The following is a 25,463-nucleotide window of genomic DNA, read 5'->3' as shown; positions in this document are numbered from 1 at the left end:
GCGAAGGAAGGGAAGAATTATCAATATGCTCCTTATTTTTAAAACTTTTCAGTTTCCAATTAACCTCAGTTGCCTTGCCTATTTAATTTTTACATTTTGCTTTGGAATTTGAAAAACCACCCACCCTATACAATTTCAGTTTTCCCCACAATTTTAGTACTTTTAGAATTGGCTCAACGCTGCGAAAAATCCATTTTTTGCTAACCGTTGTGTAAATAATAAATGAACCACTTCAAATCCATATCCGAATACTGTAAGGGGATTAACATCTCCTCCCCTAAACATCCTCATTTTGATATCAGGAGTTTTGAAGAAAACATGAAAACCATAAAACATCAAATGCCGGCTTTTAGGCATGAGTTTTATGCTATCGCCATTAAAGCCGATGGTGATGGAAAAGCCATAACCGGTCAATTTTCCGATTTTCCGGAAGGAACTACTTTATTTTTCAATACACCTTTTCAGCTGCTCTCCTGGGATATTCTTCCTAACTGGAAAGGATATTATTTAATGTTCAGTCAGGATTTTATTACGCAGTCAATAGTGTTTTCACAAATTCTGGACTTATTTCCTTTTTTAAAAATGGAAAAATCGATTCCATTTAGTATTCCAAATCATCAATTGGAAAAGGTTTTGTCTATATATGAAAATATCTGGAATGAGTACAATGGTGATGCCTCTGACAAATTCCAGATTATTGAAGCCCAGGTTTATTTGCTTTTGGCGCATGTTAAGCGGCTTTTTGAAAGCCAGGTGGACAGGGAGCTGGCAGAACAGAGCCTGAAAGCAGCAGACTTAAAGTTGCTTTCCAGATACAAAACACTTATCCAAACCAGTTTTTACCCCGATGCCAAACTGGAAGCTTATTCCAACCTGCATTCCACAAGTCATTATGCGCACAAACTGAGTGTTCATCCTAACCACTTAAATGCAGTAGTAAAAGGAATTACAGGAATCACAGCGCTAAATCATATTCACAAACATTTATTATCTCTCTCCAAGTCGTATCTGCTGCAAACAGAAATGAATGTGAAAGAAATTGCCTACACTTTATACTTTGACAGCCCTAATAATTTCAACTCTTTTTTTAAAAGGAAAACTGGGCAAACTCCTTTGGAATATCGTCAGTCTGTTCGGTAACCTTTGAAATCCATACTCCTTCATTTGAAATCATAAATTCATTGCTTTAGGAATTCATGACTTTTGTAATGCACAAAAAAAATCAGCGTCATGAAGTCAATATTAATTGGGTTGAAAGCACTGATCTCCTTGAACCTAAATGCACAAATTATGAATACTCCCGAACAGGCCATCACAAAATTATTCGTAGCCACAGACCAGCAAAGTTGGTCGGAGGTAGAATCTTTTTTTAACGAAAATGTATCATTGGATTACTCTTCCATGAATGGGAATCCGGCAAAAAACCTGACTCCTCAGGAAATCACCACGGCCTGGAAATCCATACTACCGGGTTTTGAGTACACGCATCACCAGCTTGGGAATTTTATAGTGGAAGCAGGTGAGCACAAAGCTTCTGTTTTCTGTTATGGAACAGCAAGTCACTACCTGGAAAACAAAGAGGGAAATGTCTGGCAGGTAGTCGGGTCGTATGATTTTGAGCTTATCAAACTCGAAACCGATGCCTGGAAAATCACAGAGATGAAGTTCAATTTCAAATATCAGGATGGCAATACCTCTCTTCCTGATTTAGCCCTAAACAACATCAAACCAAAATGACCATACAATTAATTTACCCTATTCTTCCTTTTAGCGAATTGCCCTGATAATCCCAAAAAAATGGAAACAGCAGTAAAAAATAAAGCATCTGTAAAAGCATTTTTCAAAGCACTGGAAAATGGAAACATAGAACAACTGGTGGCTCTTTTTGCAGAGGATGCCAAACACATCAACCCCTATGCTTCAGGCATATTCCCTGAAGGAGCCAATGGAAAAGAAGGAATTAAAAACTATTGGAGCCCGGTTTTACCAAATTTTGATGGAATGTTATTTTCAATCGAAGATCTCCTGGTTATGGAAAACCCAAACATGGTATTTGTGAAGTATACCGGTAAGATCAAACTAAAAAACAATGCCGGATTTTATGAAAACAATTACTACTCCACCTTCAAATTCAATCAGAATGGATTGATCAAAGAGTATGTAGAAATATTTAATCCAATAGTGGCCGCACGCGCTTTTGGCATGATCGATCAGATAAAATAAAAGATATGAGCAAGACAGCTATCGCAGTTGCCGCATTTGCCATTTTAATGAGTTGCAATCTGCAAAACAGTAAAAATGAATCAGATAAAACACAAACCCCAAAATCAACAACTTTAAATAAAGTCCAAATGAAAAAAGTAAATTTTAATAGTGAAGGAGCCAAACTTGTTGGTCACCTGTATTTCCCAAATAATTTTGATCCAGTTCAATCCTATCCGGCTATTGTAGTTTCCGGAAGCTGGACTACTGTAAAAGAGCAAATGGCGGGGCTTTATGCCAATAAACTGGCCCATGAAGGTTTCATTACCTTAGCGTTCGATTTTAGAAATTATGGAGAGAGTAAAGGCGAACCAAGATTTTTTGAAAGTCCTGCCCTAAAGCAGGTAGACATTCAAAATGCAGTCTCCTACCTGGAAAGCTTACCCGAAGTGAACAAAGATAAGATCGGAGCCTTTGGGGTTTGTGCAGGAGCCATGTACACATTGATGGCTGCTTCAAATGACAACCGAATCAAATCAGTGGTAACAACTGCTTCATGGCTCCATGATGCGGAGGCCGTAAAATTATTTTACGGAGGAGAAGAAGGGGTAAATGATAAAATAAAAGCAGCGCAGGAAGCTAAAAAAGACTTTGCGGAAAACGGAGTGGTAAAATACATACCAACCATTTCAACCGAAGATGAAACTGCTGCAATGTACGGCCCATATGATTATTATTTGAATTCAGAAAGAGGGGCGATCCCGGAATGGAGTGCAGGAAAATTTGCAGTAATGTCATGGGAAGACTGGTTAACTACCGATCCAATGCCCACTGCAGCAGATTTAGTTGCCCCAACCCTAATGATTCATTCGGACGGAGCAGTACTTCCGCAGTATACCAAGAATTACTTTGGGAAAATTGCAGCCGCAGACAAAAAGCTCCACTGGATGGAAACCAAATTAGAATCGCCTTATCACCAATTTAGCTATTATGATCAGGATGCAGAAGTAACAGAATCAGTTACTGAAGCTACAAAATGGTTTAATCAAAAAATGTAAAACCACGAAGCTATAAGGTCATCAAATTCCGGTAGGTAAATTAGACCTACTGGAATTTTTACTTTTTTAATAATCATCCCTAAAAACTCAAAATCCAGCGGGTCTGTAAGACCACACTGGAAATTTTCAAAAAACCGGCCCTGCAGTATTGAAAATAACAGATTTTCAATTAAAGTTTTCACTAAGGAAATTTTCATATTTAGCCAGCTCTGTGGGAACATCAGCATTTTTTTCCATATCGTGAAAATGGATGGAGTTTATAAAATCCAAACCTATAAATTTATTCATTTTATGAAACCCGAATAAAACCCCATCGTCAACACTCTTCTGATCAAAAAATTCCCCCTCCAACTTAAATGCTGCTTCCGGAGCATTCCAACTGGTGGTGACTATATATTTTTTCCCATGTAAACTTCCTCCGGTGCCATAGTTAATTTCCGGATTTTCTCTGGATCTGCCATCACTTAAGTAAATTCCTTTTTGATGACCAGCAGTAAACACTCTGTCAATATATTCTTTAAATCCAAACGGAACCTGAAACCACCAGATAGGCATGTGATAGATGATAATATCCGCCCATTTGTATTTCTCTACTTCCTTATCCAAATCATATTCCTCCCCTATCTGAGTAGTTTGAACACTATATTTATGATTGCTTTCAAAAAAAGATTTTGTTTTTCCCAACAAAGTTTTATTGAATCTTCCCGGAGAATGAGCAAATTCATGCCCACCGTTAATTACAAAAATATTTGCCATTGTTATTCTATTTTAAGTTTAGGGCAAAATTACAGGCTATTTACATATAAATAAAATAATACATTTTATACCTTTGTATAAATATTTTAATACTATGATAAGTTTTGAATGGTACAGGACCTTTACAGCTATTTATGAAAATAGCACATTGACAAAGGCTGCAGAAAAATTATTTACCTCTCAACCAGGGGTGAGTGTACATTTAAATTCTTTAGAAGCGTATGTCGGTAAAAAGTTGTTTGAAAGAACTTCCAGGAAAATGATTCCTACTGAGGAAGGCAAACAGTTATATAACTATATTATAGAGGCGGTGGAAAAACTTGAAAAAGCAGAGCAACATTTTAAAAAAACATCGAAGAAACTCATTCCTTCCCTAAATATTGGAATGTGCACAGAAACTTTCCAAACGATTCTGGAACCAGAAATTTCAAGCTTCAAATTTAACCTTGTGGCAAAATTTGGAGATCATCAAGACCTGATTAAAGATTTAAACAATGGTATATTAGACCTTGTAATCACCCCTAAAATAGATACCAAAACCTCCCTTTCCACCTACGAAGCTTTTTCGAAGGAAATCATTGTAATGGTGGCAGGGAACAAAACCGACTTAAAAGGGATTTCAGAACTAATCCTGGAAAAAAACATTGCTGCATTAGAAAAAACTTTAAGAAATGAAGTGTGGTATAGTGCCTCAAATGAAATGGATCATTTTAGGCGCTTCTGGTACGAGAATTTCCAAAACAGAGCAGATTTTAAGCCCAATTATATCTTACCTAACATTGGCTCAATAATCAGATGCCTGGAAGATGGTAATGGTTTTGCCATTGTACCTGATTTTTTGGTTAAAGAATCCTTAAAATCAGGCAAAATAAATCTCGTCTGGTCTGGTCTGCAGGAAGTTTCCAACATGCTTTACTTTGCTACGAGAAATGATTTACAGTTTAAAAAGGAGGTGAGTTTAATTAAAGATATTTTTAAAAGAAAAATGACTTTAAGAAATGATCCCGGGTTTATTTGAAATTCGAGAAACTGACCTTTACAATTTAAAGAATAAAATTAAAGCCTGATAAAAATTGAAAATAAGAAAAGCTAAAACAAGCGATTACGATAATGTTTGGAAAATATTTTCCAGAGTAATTGAGACTGGAGATACCTATGTGTTTGACCCTAAAACCCCTAAATCGGATTTGGGGAAGCACTGGTTTGCGGATTATATGCAAACCTTTGTGGTTGAAGAAAATGAAACAATTCTGGGTACTTGCATTATTAAACCGAATCAAATTGGCCTGGGAAACCATATCGCAAATTGTAGTTATATGGTAAGTCCTGAAGCTCAGGGAAAGGGTATTGGAAAAATGCTTTGTGAACACTCATTAAAAATAGCCAGGGAAATGGGGTTCAAAGGGATACAGTTTAATATAGTGGTAAGCACTAATGAAGGCGCAGTTAAACTCTGGAAAAAGTTTGGGTTTGAAATAATCGGAACTACACCTAAAGGATTTAGACATTCGAAATTAGGATTTGTAGACACTTTTATAATGTTCAGGTCTTTGGACTAAATTTCAATAAATCAGCCTAAAGAAGCAGGCTCACTACAGGTAACTTGGAATTCTAAAAAAAGTGACTTAAACTAGCGCCTCAGTACTTACATTTGCAAGACTTAGAACTCAAACATAAAACCATGGCAACCCTAGATTGGAAAACCGAGAAGGAATATGAGGAAATCACCTTTAAAACTTTTAATGGTGTGGCAAGAATCGCTTTCAACAGACCAGAATGTCGGAATGCATTTACCCCAAAAACAGTAGATGAATTGTGGGAAGCCCTAATCATTTGCCATGAAAGTCAGGAAATTGGAGTAGTTTTAATTACTGGAGAAGGACCTTCCTCTAAAGATGGAGGATGGGCTTTTTGCTCTGGAGGGGACCAGCGGGTGCGGTCTACCACAGGCTATAAAGGAGAGAATGGAATTAATCGGTTTAATATTCTGGATGTACAACGGCAAATTCGATTTATGAATAAGGTGGTTATTGCCGTAGTACCCGGATGGGCAGTTGGTGGTGGGCATAGCCTGCATGTAGTTTGTGACATGACAATCGCCAGTAAAGAACATGCCAAATTTAAGCAAACTGATGCCGATGTAGCCAGCTTCGATGGAGGGTTTGGCTCAGCCTATCTGGCCAGACAGGTCGGGCAAAAAAGAGCAAGAGAAATCTTTTTCCTCGGGGCTGAATATTCTGCTCAGGAAGCATATGAAATGGGGATGGTCAACAAGGTTGTTCCCCACGAAGAGTTGGAGCAGGTGGCTTATGAATGGGCTCAGGAAATTATGACAAAAAGCCCTACAGCCATAAAGATGTTGAAATTTGGTTTCAATCTAATTGATGATGGATTAGTAGGCCAGCAAGTGTATGCAGGAGAAGCCACCCGATTAGCTTACGGAACCGATGAAGCCGTAGAAGGCAGAAATGCTTTTCTGGAAAAAAGGAAGAGAGACTTTTCAAAATTCCCGAAGTTTCCTTAGCTCCAAAAATGATGAAATCAGTCTGCTTAGGCAAGTAAAACTTCGTCATCCAGGTTTTGGAAGTAATCATAGTTTTTTAATGCTTAAATTCTAATCCTGACCACCAGTTTGATTTTAACCAAAATACTGTATAAATGGCATTTTCTATAAATAGAAATTTAATCAATTTTGGTATTCCGCTAAGCCTTTTGGTTTGTCTGGTTTTTTTGATGAAGTCTCCTCTATTTTCAGGAAATGGTATAGTTAACCTGGCAATTTCTATTGATTTGTTGTTGACAGTGCCATTCGCTTATTTTTTACTCATTCGAAAGTCAGACATTCCGAAAACTACTGTAATTCCTGTTGTCCTCCTTGGACTCCTGATTGGCTCTTATCTTCTTCCAAAGGAAAACCAATTTTACATTAGCTTATTCAAAACCTGGGCTTTACCCGTTATTGAGCTTTCAATCCTGACATTTGTAATCCTCAAAGTAAGCTATGCCATTAAAAAGTATAAAGCATTACAGGCTTCCAAATTAGACTTCTTCACTATTTTAAAAAGTACCTGCGCTGAAATTCTTCCCCCAAAACTCGTTTCTCCTTTCGCTACTGAAGTGGCCGTGTTTTATTATGGTTTCATCTATTGGAAAACCAGAACTATTGAGGAAAACGAATTTACTTATCATAAAAAAAGCGGAACTCCGGCCTTAATTGGCGCACTCAATTTAATCATTGTAATTGAAACCTTTACTTTTCATCTTTTACTGGCACAATGGAAAGAAATTGTTGCCTGGTTTTTTACTGCATTAAGCCTGTATTCTTTTTTACAGATTTTTGGTTTTGCAAGGTCTCTTTCCAAAAGACCCATTTCTGTCAATACAGATAATCTGGTTTTGAATTATGGCATTTTGAATGAAACCAAGATTCCTTTTTCAGATATAGATTTTATTGAAATTTCCAGAAAAAAACTTAAAAAAGACCCATTAGCCAGGAAATTATCTCCATTAGGAGAACTGGAAAGTCATAATGTAATTCTTCATTTGAAAAAGGAGAATGAAATGGTGGGGCTTTATGGGTTCAAAAAGAAATTTAAAATTATTGGATTGCACATTGACGAACCCGGTCAATTTAAAGAGAAAATAGAAAATGCCCTACAAAATAGGGCATAGTAAGTACCAGGGTTTAACTCCGAAGAACAAATTAAAAGATAGTCATTTCCATCCAACCACTTATCAATCCATTATTTACAGGCTTGATTATAAGTATAAATATGTGAGGCAAATTCTTTCCACTTCAATTCTTCCTGGCTTAGGGATGTACAATTGTTGTAAAGTAATCCCAGTGCCTGTTTTTTATATTTCCCTTTTCTTAACAAAATAGGTCTTGCATTCTCCACTGAGACATAATGTGAGTCATCATCTCCACCTGAAAGCTTCATATCATCCACCGACATTGATATGGTTTCACCTGTATGCCTGTAGGCGTAAACCTTTATTCTTGAGTCAAAACCTGGATTAACCAGTTGCATCAACTCATATTTTTCTTTTTTGGTAGTCAACTGTACTCTCTCGAAAATCACCCAGTCGGTAACTACAATTTTAAGAAATGATTCATCTGAAGCTCTTTTTAAGGTTGTTAGCAGAGGCATGTCCTCAAATCGGGCAGTAACTGAAGGAATGACTGCAAGTGCCTTAATCTGAAGAGTTTTGAGTTTAGTCTTTCCCATTTCATTCTTGATGGTAAAAGCTTTCAAACGTTCACTATCAATGGTAGTAGCGGAAATTATTCCGTGAATTGTATCACCGGAATTTGTGACTACATAAGCTTTCTCGTTTTGTAAAATCTGGTTTTGAGGAAGTTTCTGAACAAAAAACTGCGCCTGAACAACCAGATTTAAAAGCATGAAAAAGGCAGTAGATAAAAGGATTTTCATAGGTTTTCTTTTTTCATTAAGTAATTTAAAAGATGGACAAGATCAATTTCCCACCATTTACGACCATTAATGAACGAAGGTAATTTAGCAAGATTGGAATGAAATCCTGAATTTGAAAAAAATTATAAAGTTATGGTTAAATTAAATTCCTTTTAGGTAAGAATAAATCCCTTATAAATTTTTAGCGATTCGGAATCCAAGATCATCAATTTTAAAAGATTTAGGATGGCTTCTTCTTCTATTTGTGGCAAGACATCCCCTTTCTTCATCATTCCATCCTCCTCCCCTAATTATCCGATATGAACCATAAACCGTTTCTTCATAAATATCATTACACCATTCCCATACATTACCCAGCATATCATATAATCCCCAATTATTTGGATCTTTCCTGCCTACATACTGAGTTTTGCCATTAGCGTTTTTCCTGTACCAGGCAATCAAATCCAATTCTCCATATCGGGAAGAAACTGAACCTGCTTTACATGCATATTCCCATTCTCCTTCATTGGGAAGCCGAAATCCATTTGCCTCAGCATCAAATTTCACCTCCTCTTCGGTTATTAAATAACAAGGCTTTAAATCTTCTTTTTGAGAAAGCAGGTTGCAAAACTCCACAGCCTCTTTCCAGGAAACTGACTCAACCGGCCTTAAATCTCCCTTAAATTCACTTGGATTCTTTTGGATAACCATGGCATAAAGCTCCTGAGTGACTAAATACCTGGAAAGCAGAAATGATTTTACCTCAACATTCCACTGCTTTTTAATTCGGTCATCCCTTAAGGTAATTTGCCCCTCCGGGATTTTTACCATTAGCTTTTCAAGGAATTCAGACATATCTTCCAATAGTTTGCTGGTTTTGATTTTAGTCTTATTAAATCTCCATTTATTGGTAATAATAAAACAAAACTATTGCTAATTTGAATTAAATTATGATTTCTCGGAACCGGGTATCGTCATTATTAAAAAAATCTTTTATTCAATTGATTTCCTTCCAAACCGCCTTCTTCCCCAATTCAAAATTACATGAAACCCAATGGCGGTCAAAATCACAAAACCATTGAAGAAAATATCCTCAGGGGCAAAAACCCTGTCGGGAATAATTATCTGGATACATTCATCTAAAACTCCCGCCAAAAATGAAATTACGCAAGCCAATAAGTGAGGATATTGTAGTTTTTCTCCCTGATTTGAACGTTCGAGAAGGGCTTTGTGAATTAGAATGGCAAGTACGCTATATTCAAAAAGGTGACTTCTTTCTGGCATGCCCAACCGGAGAATTAACATGGTATAAACAGCCACAATGCCAAAAATCATGGCAAGTTCTACACGACCAGGCCTGGTCTTTATAGCATGAAAAAGAATTGCCATGCCAACCAGAATCATCCCAAACGAAAAAATTACTGCCCGAACATTCTGATCAGCAAATAGTTTGGCTAGAGGTTGCCCTAAAAACAGCGTAGAAAAAATAATGGCTAACACCGCCAGTGCCCATAGCCATAATTTTTTTTCACGACTGGATGTGAAGGAAGGCATAATTCCAGATTTATTCGAAAAGTTATTTATAATAAACCATTTCTTTAAACTGAAATCAAGTTTACTGGGAATTTTTTGCCTTTAGCCCCTCAATTTTTGGTTTTCTATCAATTTACTTCACCATGCTCAAGCTTATAAAACCTTACTTCGGCAAATGCTCCTTCTTCTTTGGATTGCAGATAATTTCCAGCTTTAAAATAATTTTCAAATGGCCATTTTTGCATGTTTTGATCTTCATAAACAATGCTTTCTTCATCCATTTTTACTTCCAGTTTTCCTTTTGTGGCAATTACTTCAAGGTTGAATCTTTCCCGATTGACTTCCCTCAAAAAATAAAACGGTTCACCATCTTTCCAGGATGATTTTAACAGGATTTCATCTCCGGAAAGTTTTTCATCTACCAATACTTTTCTGGCTACTCTTACCTTATTTTGCTGAATGTAAATTTTCAAAAGCGGTGGGGCATCATTGTCTTTAGCCTTTATTCTTGCTTTTTGGGCATTGGTCAATCTGCCATGGATTTGCATTACAATGGTCCTGTGTCCCTCAGAAATATCGGCCAGACGGAGATTTCCTTTCATTCTTCTTCCATCTTCAAAAGTCCAGTTTGTGTTGTTATCTCCAGGCACTAATTGCTCTCTTAATTCCGACCTTGAATATTTACTGTTTGCTGTAGAAACAGCTGTATAAGGACAGTAAAAAACAAGTGAACTATCTTCTCCATCATAGAAATAAGGTTTTATATCAGGAACTTCAGGGTATTGCTGAAGCTTCGGTTGTTCATATTCATCGGGTTTCCCATCCCCGTTTTTATCGATGGGCAAGGTCAGTTTCCAGTGACTTAAATCAATGAATTTATTTACATTTTGAGGACTATTTTCCAAATCCCTGATTTGATTGGCACATCCAAAAATCAAAGTAAAAAAAAGCAACATTAAACCGCCTAAAAAGAAAAGTGATTGCTTCATTTTTTTCATACTATTTAAAATAAGAAAAAGCCTGAGTATGGAAACAACAGGCTTTTTCAATTTTGATGAGATTTAAATCAGTTTATGAGAAAAGTAAACCGCCATTAATATCTATATTAGTTCCTGTCATAAATGACGACTCATCTGAAGCCAAATAACCAACTAAATCGGCTACTTCTTTTGCTTCCCCTTCTCTTTTTAGCGGAGTTGCCGCTGCCACATTTGTTCTCACCTGATCTTTAGTGAATGTATCATGGAAAGTGGTGGCAATCATACCCGGGCAAACCGAATTTACTCTAATTTTTTGCGGTCCAAATTCCTTTGCCAGAGCTCTGGTGTAGGTCATTACTCCTCCTTTTGCAGTTGCATAAACAGCGGCTCCAGGTCCTCCCCCGTCTCTGCCTGCCTGAGATGCAAAATTAATGATTGATCCTCCTTCAGGCATAAATGGTTTTACCGCTTTTGTGACTAAAAATACCGAAGTCAGATTTAAGGTAATCAGGTTGTTGAAAAACTCTACGTCCATTTCTTCAATGGTTTTTCTGGCTACCAACCCTCCTGCAACATTCACTAAAATATGGATTTCATTCCCAAAAACTTTTCTGGCCTCTTTTACCAGATTTTCAGCCTCTATTTGTTTTGTCATATCCCCCTGCACAATTATGGCCGATCCCCCTGCTTCTTCAATTATAGATTTTGTAGTTTCAGCTTCTTCCTTATTATCAAAATAATTCACCACTACTTTTGCTCCTTCTTTGGCTAACTTTATAGAAACTGCTCTTCCAATGTCACGTCCGCCACCTGTTACGATAGCTACTTTTCCTTTTAAACTCATGTTTGATTAATTTTAAAATTGATAATTATTTTTAAATACCAGAATTCAATTCTGATGAAATTTTACTGGTTTAATTTCCTTACATAAAAAATAAACTGCCAATACTCCCAGCGGTACGAATACTGCAATAATCACAAAAGCCGGAGTATAGGTATTTTTGGTAATGACAGGGATCAGGAAGTTCATAATAATCACACTAAAAACTCCTACAGTTCCTCCCAATCCAGCCAATGAACCCACCGATTTCCCACTAAACAAATCACTCGGAATGGTCTGGATATTACTTATGGCAAATTGAAACCCAAATAAAACCATCGCTACAATTCCTACAAACTTCACCGGTGTATCAGCCAGTAAAATGGTGGCCACCAAACCGAAAAACATGATGGCACCGCCAATTGTAATCGTCAGTTTCCTTGCCTTATCCACTGAAGCACCATTCAGCATTTGCCGGCCTGCAAACCAGCCTCCTGAAATACTTCCAAAAGCAGCACCCACATAGGGTACCCAGGCAAAAAGCCCTATTTGCTTCACATCAAATCCATATTGATCGGATAAATATAAAGGCATCCAGCCTACAAAAAGCCACCAGATGGGTTCGAGAAAAAACCTGGAAACAAGTACTGCCCAAGATTCTCTAAAAGATAGAATTTTAGCCATAGAAAGTCCTTCTTCCTCCGATTCTTCTTCCTCATTTGGTTGTCCGGAAAGGATAAACTCCCTTTCTTCTTCTTTAATCCATGGGTGCTTTGAAGGCCCTACTTTATTGATGATCAGCCAGGGAATAACCCAAAGAATTCCTAAAGAGCCAACAATAAAAAAGGTCACTCTCCAGCCATATCCAAGGTACAGCATAGCAATTAATGGAGGAGCAATCACTGAACCGATAGAAGCCCCGGCATTAAAAATTCCCTGAGCTACCGCCCTTTCTTTTATAGGAAACCATTCTGCATTACTTTTCACTGCACCCGGCCAGTTCCCTGCTTCGGATAATCCCAGAGTAGCCCTGAAAACACTGAAGGAGAACACTCCTTTTGCTAAAGCATGTAACGCTGTGGATGCACCCCAAACAACAATACTGATCACGTATCCAAATCTGGTCCCAATTTTATCGAACATTTTCCCTGAAAGGGATTGACCCAGTGCATAGGAAACCATAAAAACATTGAGCATGATGGCATAATCTGAAGCATCGAAACCCAATTCTTCCTCAATACTTGGCCACATTACCGATAGGGCCGACCTGTCTATATAATTAATAATTGTTGCTAGAGAGATCAGGGAAATGATCCACCATCTCAAACCATTGACTTTTTTTGCCATAACTTTTTTTTGTATTAGTTCCTGAACAGCGATACTATTCGGGTATGGAAATGAATTTATTTTCCTTTTTGCTTACCTTGATTTTACAAAAAATCTTCCCTGTGCGGGCTGAAAACATCAATTAAAACCCCATCTGCTAAACAAACGGCTCCATGCATTACATGTGGAGGAATATAGAATCCATCACCTTCATTTAAGACTTTCTTCTCACCACCAACATTTAATTCAAAAGAACCACTAACCACATAAGTCACCTGAGAATGATGGTGTTCATGCAATTCACCTATAGCTCCTTTTTCAAATTTCACTTTTACCAGCATGATTTTGTCATCATAGCCCATTACCTGACGATTTAATCCTGGTCCAACATTTTCCCATTCTACTTCACTTCCAATCTGGAAGACTTTGCTTTGTAATTTTTCCATTTTAGTTTAAGTTGTGAACAAATATTTACATATAATTTTAGGTAGTTGTGCCACTTCAATTAAACAGAATCTGTGAATTAAGCTTTAATAATCCACCTATTACCTTTAACAGTTTTTCCGTTTTGGCCCCACCTGTACTCAATTTGATTTTATATTTTTTCTGAAATAATAAGGACCAGTCCAATCCACTGTTCCTCCCTTAATATCCAATTGATGTTTAGTGCTTTTATCAGGGTCCTGTTTCGATAAAACAAAAAGCCAGTTTTCACCTGATTTAATACTAATCTCAACTACCACATATCGCTCATCTTCCTGGGCAATTGACACATCTTTTATATTACTATAAGTATTTTTTGCGATTTCAGTCACCGGGTCATAACTACCATGGGCCTCAATTACTGAAACAAAACTTGTATTCTGTGTATCTTTTCTTCTAATAATAATAGCCGGCTCTCTCCTTAAATTAAAAGCAGGATCATTTGCCCCTATTCTTGCAAAAATTAATTCATCTTCAGGAACACAGTTGGTAGTAATGGAATAAAACTTTCTATTGGAAAGCCAGGTCAGCTGAAATGGTTTTTCCTGAATTTTCCCCATCGATTCCACCCATAAATGCTGATAGCCAAATCCATCACCAAAGGCTTTCAAAGATTCTGGTGTTTCCAGTTTGGCATTGGTGGAAACTAGTTGCTCTTTATAATAGTAGGGCAAATCGTATTGGTTATTTCCTTCAGCAGAAACATTTAATAAATCCAGTACAATCGGGTTTTCAAAAGCTTCATCACTAATCATTGCCATTGTTCTATGCATTTTTACTCCTTCAATGGCATGCTCATCGGTAGCGCTAACTACCTGAATTTGCTCTCCTGAAAAATCATGAAAAAAGCCATCTGAATGGAACTGATTTCCGATATCAAATTTTCCATTGAAATGTGATTTTTCATTCACTACCAGGGTATTATGGGCAATGGTTTGCTTGGCCCAGGTTTTATTTTCCCGCAAGTATCCCCCACCATTTTTTTGCTCGATATTCACAAACCTGGCTAGTCCGTAATCCGGTATCACTTCATCCCCACCATTATAAAGGGAAAAAGATAATTTATCGAAATGTCCATGGCCTTCTCCCTGTGCGGTATATTTCATCACCAGCGTCAACTCTCCCTTGCTACTTCTTATTATTCCAATTCCTCCACTTTTCCCTTCACTTCCATCCCGTAATTCCATCGATTGCTTTACCAGAGGTTTTTCCAGGTTTTCTTCTAAGTCTTTGGCCACAGAAAGGCCAGCATTATCCAATAAAACTTCTCCCTGTTCTTTAGCTATAGAAAGCAATTCCGGATTTTTACCTCCATAGTGGTAAACTATATCCACAGCAGCCACTAACTCTCTTGATTTGTAAGACATGCCTTTTTGAGCATCATTGAGTGGAAAAAACGCTCCATTACCATCTGTAAGATTTAAAAGAGCGGTCACTGCTTTTACCAAAACCTTATCTCTGTATTCAAATATTTTTATTTCGGGTTTCAAATTTTCCAGTCCAACAGCCAGCATCATAAATGGATACATGGCATATCTCTGGTAATATGGCCCTTCTGTATAATAGCCATCCGGAGAAAATAAATGGTCGATTTGTGCCAGGAAGCCGAAATCCTCCACACCTTCTTTTTGGATTAATCCGCCATCATTATCTTTCTGGTTTTTCGGGATATTATCTTTAGAAAGCCCATTCAATGCCCGGTCAATCAATTCCTGATTGTTCATCACCAGGCCAATCATGCCAACACCGGCAATTCCCCAGGTACTGTGGTTATGGATTCGGTTAAAAAACTGCGGAGACTCAGTGGATAAATGATTGGCAAAGGGAATAAATAAATTTTTCTCCAGGTTATCCCTTTCTCCCTTTGTTAAATAATCATACACACAATCATATGCCTGACTGGCATACACCAGCCAATTGGCATCATTCAGACACTGCCAGAAAATTTTTCCCCGTGCGTAAGATCTTTCTTCCGGATGCAAATCCAATGTGGGGTACAATTTGGCATATTCCAGAAACATGTTTTTTACATAAAGCGCATATTTTTCCTCCTTAGTCACCTGATAAAGCACACCTGCTTTTTGTAAAGCAAAATAATTGGTCTTATGTCTTTCATGGGTAAATCCGCCAGCCATATCTTTGGGCACCGGAACAATTATTCCCTTTTCCAACTCCGCATCCACAAAACTTTTGGTTTCCTCAAAAGCCTTGTTTAGCATGGAAAGGCTTGCCAAATTTTCACGGATTTCTTCAGCTCCTTCAGCGGTTAAAATCAATCCAGGATGGTTTATATTACCTTTTTCCTGAGCAAAAGCGGCAATACTTCCAACACCCAGGAGCAGAACCATTATCCTCAAAATCACATTTCTTTTATGCTGGATTTCCATGCTTTGTTTCTTTTTGTTTCATAAGTTCAACTTCACTTTCATAATCGGGATCAAGCAGCATGCTTGTGTCATTGAGAAATTTTTATATTTTCGGTTTTAAATTCATTTCTATTGGCTACAATACCGCCCGAATTATCCATCTCACAGTCTTTGATAATCGTAATAGGTTCACCATTAGTCAGGTGTAAGTTTATTGGAGCACTATTCGTCCATTTACAATTTTCAACTAGTGCATTTTGTACCCCGTGAAAACTGACCGAAGCCTGAATTTTATTCCTTTTCCCTTTTCCAACATTTGAGAATTCATTTTCTAAAAATCTAACAATCGGTCCGAAGGTACTTTCATCCGTTCCACCTCTGTAAATATTGGCTACAGCCCCCTGAACATCCCTAAATGTCGATTGATGAATAAGAATGTATTCTCCATTGTAAATACCCAGGTCTTCCACTTCCTTATCAAGGGAAATTACAGAACCAGTCACATTTGTCATTTGCGTATTTTCAATCAGAATAGTATCTGCAAAAGTATGTTTGGCTATTTTCAGGAAATCAAAAGTATGGTTCACATCCAGGTCTTTCACCACACAATTTTTCACAAATAGATTATAATTTTTGTTCATAGAATATTTGCTGGTACTCACTACACTGTTTCCCGGCTGATCTGGAGACTCTGCTCCGTCAATTATCAAATTTTCCAAAGCCAGACTGCCTCCATTTTCTATTTTGAAAAAAGCAGATTTTTGAGATTTAACTACTGGTTTTCCAGCGCCTGTTCCCCTAAGGGTTACCGGTTGACTAATTTTTAAATCTTTAGTCAGCAAATATTCTTCCCCATCCGACAACACCAAAACATCCCCTGGAGAGCTTTTTAAATATGCGTCAATAAGGGTATTCTCTCCTGGTAAAACTTTTACTTCTTTCCCTGAAGAAAGCCTTTTTACGTCAATATCTTTATTCAAATAATCCGGACCAACTTCATCTTTTGAGACGGGTAGCTGCGGTTCTTTTATGGCTATTTTTTCCAATAATGATTGGCCAGGAATTTTTAACCCATTGCTGGTTTCGGCCACTTCGTAAGGCACTGAAGAAAACCCGATTTTTATAGGAGCTTCAGCCTCTGCATTAATGAGGTTATTGTTAAATGAAATTCCCGATATATCATCATAAACCGTGAATGGTTTTGGGTTTGTAGTCGTCAGGAATATGTTTTTATTAAATGTTGTATTTTGAGGGATAGCGGATCTTTCTTCGTCACTTCCTGCACAAAGTTGAATATGATCACAATCTATTAGAATATTGCCCTCAATTTTAGAATCGATTACCTGGTTGTACCTGTTGATAGGGGAATTAGGTACGCCATTCATCACCACCAATGCACCTCTAAATCTGTAACCTTTTAAGCCATAACCATAATTATTGATCACTGTTTGACTCTCATTAATCACCCTTATTCCACCAGTATTGGCAATATTATTTCCCAGAAAATAATTGTTTTCCACCAAAGTCTCATTGCCATGCCGCATGGTAAGTGTACCCTTACATTCATAAAAAACATTCCCCTTGAAAGTATTCCCGCACGATTTATTGGAAATGATTTCCAACTCACCACTGCACCGGTCGAAGTAATTATTTTCCACAACAGTATTGGAAAAAGTCAGGGAATAATGACTGGTACCAATTCTTAAAGTTTCTCCTCCATTACTTCCCAAGGAGGCCCTTGGGCCAAAATAATTATGATCTATCCGGTGATTATTTTCCCTACTTTCCTCTGTGTTCAACCTTACCGCCATTGTCACCCCCTGGTTGCCTTTACCAATCAGAGCATTGTGATCGAAGCGGTTATTTTTTCCATACATTCCTACCCAATAGTCGGACTCAAATCTTTCAGGGTTAGTGAAATACTGAATAGCGCAATTAGTAACCCTGCAATGATTCGCCAGGTTATTTTTATCTTTTTTAAAGGAAATTACTTCGCTGGTGGGGGTAAATCCATTTCTGAATACCAGTCCGGAAACCTCCAGAAATTCTCCGGCAATCCTTAAATTAGAACTCCCTTCTATAAATACTTTTCCGGCTTCTTCGGCTTTAAGTTTAATCGGGTTTTCTTTTTCACCCTTGGCTTGAAAAAGAATTTCAATATCTTTCCAAATACCATTTTTCATGACAATCTCATCTCCTGGAGTGGCAATTTCTATCGCTTTTCTTAACTGCTCCTCATTTTCAACCACCCCTTTTTCTACAGGTGGCTGACATGCCTGAAATACAATTAAGATAGTGGTAATTATTAAGGTGAATAATTTTTTCATTTTTATTTAGCTTGTCATTTACATTAGGTGAAATACAACTTCCGAATATATTTCGGAAGTTGCAATCATTCTCATTTATTTTAGTGCGACCAGCAGGCAGCCTGTCCTAACGAAACGAGTAAGGTGTAACAGTAGGCTAACAAGTTGATTATCAAGCATAAACTCCGGAAACTCATTTAATACCTGTAGCACTAAGCTGCTGATCTCCACACTTAATATCCAGGATTCTGCACCAGCAGGTCTTTACTTGTATCAATTTCCCTTTGTGGAATTGGCAAAAGCAGGGCTGTATTAGAGAATGTAAATCCTTCTTCTGAGGCAAATGCACTCAATACCTGCTCAGCCACGCCAAATCGGTTTAGGTCAAACCATCTTTGGTTTTCAAAAGCCAGTTCAAACCGCCTTTCATTTAGCAACATCTCTTTAGTTATTTCAGTAACTTCGGGTAAACCAGCTCTGACTCTCACCTCATTGAATGAAGCAAGCGCTGCACCATCAGTTGTGGCATTTCCTCCAGCCATAATCGCTTCTGCATGCATCAACAGCACATCGGCATACCTCAATACAATCCAGTCATTTCCGCAAAGTGTTGCATCTGAAGATGCGGTGATAAACTTCCCAACTTCTAAAGTATTTTCCTGATTAAAAGCCACTTTCGAACGGATGCTATCTTCCACTGAAAAAGCATTTGTAAGATTATTAGTGGCATAATTTAGTCCACTGGCTAATCCCAATGCCGTAAATTCTAATGAAAAATCCTGACTGTCATTTGTATTATCGTCAAGGTATTCTATTGCAAAAAGAATCTCGTCATTCAGTTCATTGTAGAATATATCATGATAATCTCCAACTAACTGATATTCATTACTGGCAATCACCTGATCGAGTAAAGTTTTTGCTTCAGCATGCTGTCCAATGGTTAAATAAACCTTGGCCAATAATGCCTTAGCAGCACCACTAGTGGCTCTTCCCGTAGCTATATCTCCTTTTGCCGGAAGTTTGGCCGCAGCCATTGTAAGGTCATCCACAATAAAATCATAAACCTCATTAGAAGGAACTCTGCCAAAATAATCAGATTCTGATTGAATGATGACTTTATCAATCAAAGGGACATCTCCAAATAACCTTACCAGATTGAAATGACTTAATGCTCTGGCAAAAAGTGCCTCACCTTCATATTGATTTTTCAGGCTTTCATCACTCACAACCTCTAAATGTTTTAGAACAGTATTCGCTCTGAAAATCACATTATACTGACCAGTCCAATAACCTGAAACAGTAGCATTTGTAGATTCTACGTTCATATCTTCAAACTGAGCCCATTCCCCTTCACTGTTTTTTGTTCTTGAATTATCAGAGCGCATTTCTGTAAGGGCAAACTCCCTTAATACGCCATTTTGAAATCCATCGTAAATGGCTATTACAGCCGTTTCCATTTCTGCATCATTGGTATAAAAACCATTATCTCCAATTTCCGAAATTGGTTTCTGATCCAGGTAATCTTCGCACGAACTCAAGGCTAACAAGCCAAAGAGTAATGTTATTAATTTATATATATTTTTCATTTTGTGTCGATTTAGTACCAGCACTATTTTAATCTTGAGAAAGCTCATCTCATCACCGAATAGTGCTGGCAAATTTTCACTTTTTTAATTTTGTCTACTTACTTCAATTTTCAACAAACCCGGATTTAAAATTCCAGGTTAAGTCCTACAGAATATGATCTGTAAATTGGAGCTGCTCCCCTTTGGTATCCATAAGTTAAAGGACTTTCCAGACCCTGATTAATTCCCTCTGGGTTAAATCCAGTATATCCATCAGACATCAGGTAAAGCAGGTTTTGACCAGCCAGGTAAAATCGCAGGTTATTAACTCCAATTTTATTTGTTATGGAGTTTGGCAAAGTATATCCCAGGTTCAAAGTTCTTAGGGAAATATAGGAAGCATCCATAATAATATCATCTGTGAAAATCCTTTGTTGTACCATGTCTGCATCAGGAAATTCAGACGTATAATCCTGGTTTCCGCTAAACTGATTATTGATGTATTGCGGATCAATATTTCTTACCTCTGCACCATGAGATCCCTGGAACATGAAACTAAAATCGAAATTTCCATATTTCATCTGGTTGTTGAATCCCCATATGAAATCCGGGTAAGGAGAACCTAACACAGTTCGGTCATCAGTGGTAATTTGTCCATCACCATTCAAATCTTTCACATAAATGTCTTGTGACTCACCACCAATCGGATAGAAAGGGTTTTTGATATATTGTGGGTCGATTTCTTTTTCTACTTTATAACCATAAAAGGACGCAATTGGCTGGCCTTCTTGCGCAATCCATTCAGTAGGTCTTTTAGGGTCAACTGTGCTGATTAGCCCATCTGCACCAGCAAAATCAACTAATTTATTTTTGTTTTGTGAAAAGTTTACAGAAGTATTCCATCTGAAATCTCCTTTATCGATAATAACTCCGCCTAATTCCAATTCAATTCCACTATTCTCTACCACACCAATATTTACAGTAGCTTGTGTAAATCCTGTAACTGAAGGGATGGCTTGAGCTAACAACAAGTCTTCACTTGTTCTTTTATAAAAATCTAATGAAACGGTTAACCTGTCTCTCCAGAATCCCAAATCAACACCCGGGTTAATTTCGATTGATTTTTCCCAGCCAAGCTCTGAATTGGAAATATTTGCTGGATTAAAACCGGGAACAAGTCCTCCATTAATCACTCCATTGACAGGAGATAGTAATCCGATATGGTCATAGTTTCCTATTCCAGCATTATTACCAGTTACACCATAGCTAAATCTCAATTTTAGATTAGAAACTGTTTCACTATTTCTCAGGAATTCTTCTTCAGACATTCTCCATCCTACAGAAGCTGCCGGGAAAAAACCATATTTTTTATCCGGACCAAACTTAGAACTTCCATCGGCTCTGGCACTTAAAGAGAATAAATACTTGTGATTATAGGCATAATTTACCCTGGTAAGGAAAGACACCAAAGTTTGAGCAGATTTTAAGGTTTCTCCATTTGAAATATTGGAGGCGGCATTTATCGTTCTGATATTATCAAAAGAAAAACCTGAGCCCTCTGTTTGAGAAGAAGTATAATCCCATCTTTCCAAAGTAAACCCTCCAACTACATTAAGATCATGATTCCCAAAACTTTTATCGTAATTTAAAATATTCTCATTTACAATATGTCCTTTTATATCTGTTCGGTATAATGAATTAGTAACCGAAGCACCTCTTCTATCAGCTTTGGTACCCACCCAATAGTCTCGCTCTCTATTGTAATATTCCCCACCAATTGAAGTCCTAAAAGAAAGACCTTCTGCCAGCTTAAACTTCAAATAGGCATTAGAAAATAATTTAAATGTATTTGCTCTATAATCTCTTTCGAGCACTTTCGCCTTAGCGTTGGCATTTGAAGTACCGCTAATATCAGTATCACCTCCATCTCCATATAAATCGTAATTATCGAAATGCCTTTCCATGGCATAATCACCAATTTTCACATCAGGATAATTTTCAAAATCAACATACTTAATGGTATTTTCATCATGGTAGATAGGTAACCAGGTGTGTTGCCTTATTGCATCATGAACCCCAATTGGAAAAAGCCTTTGCTTGGTATATGAAGGATTTACCATTATCCCAAACTCAACTCTGTTGCTGATCTTAGTATTAAGGTTAAACCTCATATTATATTTCTCATAGTTGTCAGTTAGTAACACTCCTTCATCACCCAAATAACTAGCTGAAGCTCTGAACTTTGTTTTTTCAGTTCCACCTGAAGCGCTCAAAGAATAGTTTTGAATCATCCCGCCATCAAATATTTGTTCCTGCCAGTCTGTTTCGGTACCCAATTGATTGATGTACACCATTCTATCAGTTAAAGAACCATTTTCTCTCATTACAAAGTCAGACCATTCCGATACAGTCGGTAAAATCTCATCATTTCTGGGCACTGATTTAGCCCCTACATAAGAATTAAATGAAAATACTGGTTTTCCTACTTTACCGGTCTTGGTGGTGATCATGATAATACCATTTCCACCCCTTGATCCATAAATTGCTGCAGATGCAGCATCTTTTAAAACTTCAATGGATTCCACATCATTCATATCTAAACTGCCCAGATAGTCAGGATCTACAGGAATACCGTCCAATACAATAAAAGGCTGGGCATCAGCGGTGATTGAACCGGTTCCTCTTACCCTGATCGTTGGTGCTGAGCCGGCAACTGGGTCAGTAGCCTGAATATTTACACCGGCAATTCTGCCAATCAAGGCATCATCTGCTCTCGATACCGGAATTTGATCCAGTTTGTCATTAGTAACCTTGGAAACTGCCCCGGTCACATGGGACTTTCTTTGAGAGCCATAACCAATCACCACAATTTCTTCCAATGAGGTAATGTCCAATTCCAGGGTTAAATCAATGGTACTTTTATTCGCTACAGGTACTTCCTGAGATACATATCCTACAGAGCTAAAAATCAGCACAGATTCCTGGCTGGGTACACTTATGCGGTAATCACCATTAATATCAGTTACGGTTCCTTGATTAGATCCTTTTAATAAAACATTCACTCCGGGGAGACCTGTCTGATCATCGGAGGAAATCACTTTTCCTTTTATTATTATTTCCTGGAGGGGCCAATTTTCATTGGCAAATAGATTTGAGATGGCGCCAATTTGTATTACCAAAAGGGCAAAGACCATTTGCTTAGCCAAAGCAAGATTTTGGCTCTTTGTAAACATTTTCATACTTTTAGGGTGTTTGATTATTTAAAATTGAATGGGCTATCTGATGATAGCCTTAGGCTGGTAACTGCAATTACCAGCCTATTTTTTTGGTTAATTATGACTTTCTTATCATAGGCAATTTACTTATTTTTTTCTTTGTTTTTCTTTTCCAGACTAAATGTGAGTAAATCATTCAAATGCGCCTTCATGGCATTTCCTGCACCTTTTTTATCATGATTCTTGATGCAATCAAATATTTCAAGATGTTCCTCAAAAGCCCTTTTGTATCTTCCATCCCCGCAGATATCCAGATTTTTAGACAGCTTGATCATATCGGGAATTACTATTAGCAAAAGGGAATTGAGTACCGAGTTTTTACTGGCTTCTGCTATTTTTAAATGAAATAACAAATCTTCTTCTACACCTTGTTTGCCAGCATCAACTTCTTTTTCAAAAGCATTTAAAGCATTTTCTATTTTGATCAGATCATCTACATCGGCTCTTTCCGCTGCTAATTCAGCAGCGTGCATTTCCAAAAGCACTCTGGTTTCTACAAATGAATAAAAATCGTGATCATTTAAATCCAGTACATCGTTAATTAAGCCTTCAAGAGCGGTTACTCCCAAACCGGCTACCACCGTTCCGCTTTGAGGTAAAGTTTTCAATATGCCATAGAATTCTAATTTCCTTAAAGCATCTCTTACATGACTTCTTCCTACTCCAAATTTTTCACTCAATTGTCTTTCAGGAGGTAATCTGTCTCCTGGATTCAATTGCCCGGATGATATCAGGTTTTTAATCTGCTTAATGATGATATCCGATGGCTTTTCAATTTTTATTTCCTCTAGGTTTTTCAGAATCTCCATATTTACAGGCAGTTTTTGGATTACTAATGTTTGGGTTACCATAAATTGGTTGACCAATATTAATTGAAAAAAAATTAGGATGCAAATATTTTTAAAAAAAACATCCTGCAAACAGATGAGGGAATGAGTAGTGGAGTATTAGAATAACAATCTCCAAACGAGAGAAATAATTATATCCTTCAAACTATTTTTTTTATCTTATTTATTTGATATTTTTAGACACACATCATAACTAAAGAAATCAACCAACACTTTTTTGATTAGACCAATAAGCTTGTTTAACAAGTCCTAATCATTAGTATTATTTAAGGTATTTACCTACTACAACCAATTTTATAAACTGAAAACCTCATCGAATGAACAAAAAATACCTGTTTCTTTTTTTATGCACTATATTTTTCATTTCTCAGGCATTGGCTCAGGACCAGGAGCTGACAGAAGAAGATAAAAAAGCCATTAAATTCCGAAGTGAAACTTTTATTAAGGAATTTGAAAGTCTGTTAATTCTCATTAGCGATCCTTCTCTGGAGCCTTATAAGAGAAAGGAAATAATGGTGAATAGCTTTTCGCAAAACGCAAATCAATTATTTTTAAATGGAGATGTAATTATTGAGGATGATATTGATCCTGATTATACCAATAATTCGAAGAAGCAAAAGAATGTGAAAATAGAGCGCTACCTGAATGATTTGGATCTTTTTTATGAAAAATCTATTGAGCCTACAATTTCATTTTCCAATATAATCACTTCAGAAGTATCCAAGGGAGATTATGTATTTCTTGCGGTTTATTTCGAAAGTGAATTTAGAGGGAAAAATATTGCCATAAATCACCCTTATACTAAAAATACCAGAGTAGCTACTATTAAAGCAGAGAAGAAAAATGGGCTTTGGTATCCACTAATTGTAAGTATAGTTTTTTACAACCCAACGCTTCATCCTATGTTTAATGAAGCCTTAAATGTTCCGGAAATTATTCCGGAAATCATCGTCAAAGACTCTGTGGTCATGGCAGTTGCAGAAAGTAGTGATATGGGAGAAGATGTGGCTGAAGTTCCCACTGTTGCACCTACTTTAATTTTTAATCCTTTGCCATCTTCCTTAAAGAAAGGGAAAAGATATCCAATTACCTGGACCAAAACTAACCTGGAAGAAGACATAGATTTAGAACTTTATAAAAATGGAACCCGGGAAGGCATCATTGGCAATGACCTTAGCGGAAATTCTTATGACTGGACTATACCAGAGCATATTGACCTCAAAGCAACATATCAGCTCAAACTCACCAGTAAAGGAGAAGCCAATAAATCAGCATGGAGTGATGACTTTAAAATTTCCAGAAAAATCCCACTAGGGTTAAAAGTGCTGGGAGGAGGTCTGGTTGCCGGAGGAATTATTTTTCTGATAACCAATGGAGGAGATTCTGGAGGAGATCCCACTCCCGGAACCAACACTGGAGGAGAAAAACTGATAGAACCAACTGCCTTACCGGGCGGATAGAAATAATCAACATTTACTTTTCAAGTGATAACAATTTTACCTCTCCAATCTGACAAACAAGGCTGTT

At 37.3% G+C, this 25,463-nt stretch carries 22 protein-coding genes; 9 read left to right on the top strand and 13 right to left on the bottom strand.

What is annotated here, in order from left to right:
- Positions 1-222 precede the first annotated feature (222 nt).
- The 4 genes from A3EM_RS0114085 to A3EM_RS0114070 all read left to right on the top strand — a co-directional run bounded on the left by A3EM_RS0114085 (position 223) and on the right by A3EM_RS0114070 (position 3,260).
- On the top strand, positions 223-1,140 hold the full coding sequence (locus A3EM_RS0114085) for an AraC family transcriptional regulator (RefSeq protein ID WP_020528863.1): 918 nt from the start codon (positions 223-225) through the stop codon (positions 1,138-1,140).
- A 90-nt stretch (positions 1,141-1,230) separates the two neighbouring features.
- The gene (locus A3EM_RS0114080; protein ID WP_020528862.1) at positions 1,231-1,737 is read left to right on the top strand and encodes a nuclear transport factor 2 family protein; all 507 of its coding nucleotides are present in this window, start codon (positions 1,231-1,233) and stop codon (positions 1,735-1,737) included.
- Between the two features lie 60 nt (positions 1,738-1,797).
- Positions 1,798-2,223, top strand: coding sequence for a nuclear transport factor 2 family protein (locus A3EM_RS0114075; protein ID WP_020528861.1), 426 nt, complete (start codon positions 1,798-1,800; stop codon positions 2,221-2,223).
- 5 nt (positions 2,224-2,228) lie between these two features.
- Positions 2,229-3,260 (top strand): alpha/beta hydrolase, encoded by a 1,032-nt coding sequence (locus tag A3EM_RS0114070; protein ID WP_020528860.1) that lies wholly within the window; start codon positions 2,229-2,231, stop codon positions 3,258-3,260.
- 165 nt (positions 3,261-3,425) lie between these two features.
- Here the strand turns inward: A3EM_RS0114070 and A3EM_RS0114060 are convergent, their stop codons facing one another.
- Positions 3,426-4,016: an NAD(P)H-dependent oxidoreductase gene (locus tag A3EM_RS0114060; protein WP_020528858.1), complete on the bottom strand. Its 591-nt coding sequence runs from the start codon at positions 4,014-4,016 to the stop codon at positions 3,426-3,428.
- A 94-nt stretch (positions 4,017-4,110) separates the two neighbouring features.
- Here A3EM_RS0114060 and A3EM_RS0114055 point away from each other — a divergent pair, with 94 nt between their 5' ends.
- From A3EM_RS0114055 to A3EM_RS0114040, 4 genes are all read left to right on the top strand, one after another.
- Positions 4,111-5,034: a LysR family transcriptional regulator gene (locus A3EM_RS0114055; protein ID WP_020528857.1), complete on the top strand. Its 924-nt coding sequence runs from the start codon at positions 4,111-4,113 to the stop codon at positions 5,032-5,034.
- Between the two features lie 55 nt (positions 5,035-5,089).
- On the top strand, positions 5,090-5,575 hold the full coding sequence (locus A3EM_RS0114050) for a GNAT family N-acetyltransferase (RefSeq protein WP_020528856.1): 486 nt from the start codon (positions 5,090-5,092) through the stop codon (positions 5,573-5,575).
- Between the two features lie 122 nt (positions 5,576-5,697).
- Positions 5,698-6,540 (top strand): 1,4-dihydroxy-2-naphthoyl-CoA synthase, encoded by an 843-nt coding sequence (locus A3EM_RS0114045; protein ID WP_020528855.1) that lies wholly within the window; start codon positions 5,698-5,700, stop codon positions 6,538-6,540.
- A gap of 134 nt (positions 6,541-6,674) precedes the next feature.
- Positions 6,675-7,688 (top strand): hypothetical protein, encoded by a 1,014-nt coding sequence (locus A3EM_RS0114040; RefSeq protein WP_020528854.1) that lies wholly within the window; start codon positions 6,675-6,677, stop codon positions 7,686-7,688.
- A 71-nt stretch (positions 7,689-7,759) separates the two neighbouring features.
- On the opposite strand, the gene A3EM_RS0114035 is transcribed toward A3EM_RS0114040, so the two are convergent.
- From A3EM_RS0114035 to A3EM_RS0113975, 12 genes are all read right to left on the bottom strand, one after another.
- On the bottom strand, positions 7,760-8,452 hold the full coding sequence (locus A3EM_RS0114035; RefSeq protein WP_157637887.1) for a hypothetical protein: 693 nt from the start codon (positions 8,450-8,452) through the stop codon (positions 7,760-7,762).
- A gap of 171 nt (positions 8,453-8,623) precedes the next feature.
- Complete coding sequence (locus A3EM_RS0114025) at positions 8,624-9,289, bottom strand: formylglycine-generating enzyme family protein (RefSeq protein ID WP_211211969.1); 666 nt, start codon at positions 9,287-9,289, stop codon at positions 8,624-8,626.
- A gap of 138 nt (positions 9,290-9,427) precedes the next feature.
- Positions 9,428-9,988 (bottom strand): VanZ family protein, encoded by a 561-nt coding sequence (locus tag A3EM_RS0114020; protein ID WP_020528850.1) that lies wholly within the window; start codon positions 9,986-9,988, stop codon positions 9,428-9,430.
- 107 nt (positions 9,989-10,095) lie between these two features.
- A complete protein-coding gene (locus A3EM_RS0114015) occupies positions 10,096-10,956 on the bottom strand; it encodes a polysaccharide lyase family 7 protein (protein ID WP_157637886.1) in 861 nt (286 codons plus the stop codon).
- 82 nt (positions 10,957-11,038) lie between these two features.
- Entirely contained in the window at positions 11,039-11,791 is a 753-nt protein-coding gene (locus A3EM_RS0114010) for an SDR family NAD(P)-dependent oxidoreductase (RefSeq protein ID WP_020528848.1), read from the bottom strand.
- Between the two features lie 45 nt (positions 11,792-11,836).
- Complete coding sequence (locus A3EM_RS0114005) at positions 11,837-13,114, bottom strand: MFS transporter (RefSeq protein ID WP_044238435.1); 1,278 nt, start codon at positions 13,112-13,114, stop codon at positions 11,837-11,839.
- 83 nt (positions 13,115-13,197) lie between these two features.
- Positions 13,198-13,539, bottom strand: a complete 342-nt coding sequence (locus A3EM_RS0114000) for a cupin domain-containing protein (protein WP_020528846.1) — start codon at positions 13,537-13,539, stop codon at positions 13,198-13,200.
- 138 nt (positions 13,540-13,677) lie between these two features.
- Positions 13,678-15,963 carry an alginate lyase family protein gene (locus tag A3EM_RS0113995; protein ID WP_020528845.1) on the bottom strand — a complete coding sequence of 762 codons (2,286 nt, stop codon included), beginning with the start codon at positions 15,961-15,963 and terminating at the stop codon, positions 13,678-13,680.
- A gap of 68 nt (positions 15,964-16,031) precedes the next feature.
- A complete protein-coding gene (locus A3EM_RS0113990; protein WP_020528844.1) occupies positions 16,032-18,269 on the bottom strand; it encodes a polysaccharide lyase 6 family protein in 2,238 nt (745 codons plus the stop codon).
- Between the two features lie 212 nt (positions 18,270-18,481).
- Positions 18,482-19,834, bottom strand: coding sequence for a RagB/SusD family nutrient uptake outer membrane protein (locus A3EM_RS0113985; RefSeq protein WP_020528843.1), 1,353 nt, complete (start codon positions 19,832-19,834; stop codon positions 18,482-18,484).
- A 125-nt stretch (positions 19,835-19,959) separates the two neighbouring features.
- A complete protein-coding gene (locus A3EM_RS0113980; protein WP_169513363.1) occupies positions 19,960-23,046 on the bottom strand; it encodes a SusC/RagA family TonB-linked outer membrane protein in 3,087 nt (1,028 codons plus the stop codon).
- 125 nt (positions 23,047-23,171) lie between these two features.
- Positions 23,172-23,897, bottom strand: a complete 726-nt coding sequence (locus tag A3EM_RS0113975; protein WP_157637885.1) for a FadR/GntR family transcriptional regulator — start codon at positions 23,895-23,897, stop codon at positions 23,172-23,174.
- Between the two features lie 356 nt (positions 23,898-24,253).
- Between A3EM_RS0113975 and A3EM_RS45840 the strand changes: the two genes are divergently transcribed.
- Positions 24,254-25,396, top strand: coding sequence for a Ser-Thr-rich GPI-anchored membrane family protein (locus A3EM_RS45840; RefSeq protein ID WP_020528840.1), 1,143 nt, complete (start codon positions 24,254-24,256; stop codon positions 25,394-25,396).
- Positions 25,397-25,463 lie beyond the last annotated feature (67 nt).

It is taken from the genome of Flexithrix dorotheae DSM 6795 (genome assembly GCF_000379765.1).
Lineage (GTDB): Bacteria > Bacteroidota > Bacteroidia > Cytophagales > Flammeovirgaceae > Flexithrix > Flexithrix dorotheae.
Note: the sequence above shows the minus strand (reverse complement) of the source record. Positions and strands in the feature narration are given on the sequence as shown.

Excerpts from the sequence above, each read along its gene's own strand:
- A3EM_RS0114085 (WP_020528863.1), top strand. The coding sequence starts at position 223 with ATGAACCACTTCAAATCCATATCCGAATACTGTAAGGGGATTAACATC.
- A3EM_RS0114080 (WP_020528862.1), top strand. The coding sequence starts at position 1,231 with ATGAAGTCAATATTAATTGGGTTGAAAGCACTGATCTCCTTGAACCTA.
- A3EM_RS0114075 (WP_020528861.1), top strand. The coding sequence starts at position 1,798 with ATGGAAACAGCAGTAAAAAATAAAGCATCTGTAAAAGCATTTTTCAAA.
- A3EM_RS0114070 (WP_020528860.1), top strand. The coding sequence starts at position 2,229 with ATGAGCAAGACAGCTATCGCAGTTGCCGCATTTGCCATTTTAATGAGT.
- A3EM_RS0114060 (WP_020528858.1), bottom strand. The coding sequence starts at position 4,016 with ATGGCAAATATTTTTGTAATTAACGGTGGGCATGAATTTGCTCATTCT.
- A3EM_RS0114055 (WP_020528857.1), top strand. The coding sequence starts at position 4,111 with ATGATAAGTTTTGAATGGTACAGGACCTTTACAGCTATTTATGAAAAT.
- A3EM_RS0114045 (WP_020528855.1), top strand. The coding sequence starts at position 5,698 with ATGGCAACCCTAGATTGGAAAACCGAGAAGGAATATGAGGAAATCACC.
- A3EM_RS0114040 (WP_020528854.1), top strand. The coding sequence starts at position 6,675 with ATGGCATTTTCTATAAATAGAAATTTAATCAATTTTGGTATTCCGCTA.
- A3EM_RS0114035 (WP_157637887.1), bottom strand. The coding sequence starts at position 8,452 with ATGAAAATCCTTTTATCTACTGCCTTTTTCATGCTTTTAAATCTGGTT.
- A3EM_RS0114025 (WP_211211969.1), bottom strand. The coding sequence starts at position 9,289 with ATGTCTGAATTCCTTGAAAAGCTAATGGTAAAAATCCCGGAGGGGCAA.
- A3EM_RS0114020 (WP_020528850.1), bottom strand. The coding sequence starts at position 9,988 with ATGCCTTCCTTCACATCCAGTCGTGAAAAAAAATTATGGCTATGGGCA.
- A3EM_RS0114015 (WP_157637886.1), bottom strand. The coding sequence starts at position 10,956 with ATGAAGCAATCACTTTTCTTTTTAGGCGGTTTAATGTTGCTTTTTTTT.
- A3EM_RS0114010 (WP_020528848.1), bottom strand. The coding sequence starts at position 11,791 with ATGAGTTTAAAAGGAAAAGTAGCTATCGTAACAGGTGGCGGACGTGAC.
- A3EM_RS0114005 (WP_044238435.1), bottom strand. The coding sequence starts at position 13,114 with ATGGCAAAAAAAGTCAATGGTTTGAGATGGTGGATCATTTCCCTGATC.
- A3EM_RS0114000 (WP_020528846.1), bottom strand. The coding sequence starts at position 13,539 with ATGGAAAAATTACAAAGCAAAGTCTTCCAGATTGGAAGTGAAGTAGAA.
- A3EM_RS0113995 (WP_020528845.1), bottom strand. The coding sequence starts at position 15,963 with ATGGAAATCCAGCATAAAAGAAATGTGATTTTGAGGATAATGGTTCTG.
- A3EM_RS0113990 (WP_020528844.1), bottom strand. The coding sequence starts at position 18,269 with ATGAAAAAATTATTCACCTTAATAATTACCACTATCTTAATTGTATTT.
- A3EM_RS0113985 (WP_020528843.1), bottom strand. The coding sequence starts at position 19,834 with ATGAAAAATATATATAAATTAATAACATTACTCTTTGGCTTGTTAGCC.
- A3EM_RS0113980 (WP_169513363.1), bottom strand. The coding sequence starts at position 23,046 with ATGTTTACAAAGAGCCAAAATCTTGCTTTGGCTAAGCAAATGGTCTTT.
- A3EM_RS0113975 (WP_157637885.1), bottom strand. The coding sequence starts at position 23,897 with ATGGAGATTCTGAAAAACCTAGAGGAAATAAAAATTGAAAAGCCATCG.
- A3EM_RS45840 (WP_020528840.1), top strand. The coding sequence starts at position 24,254 with ATGAACAAAAAATACCTGTTTCTTTTTTTATGCACTATATTTTTCATT.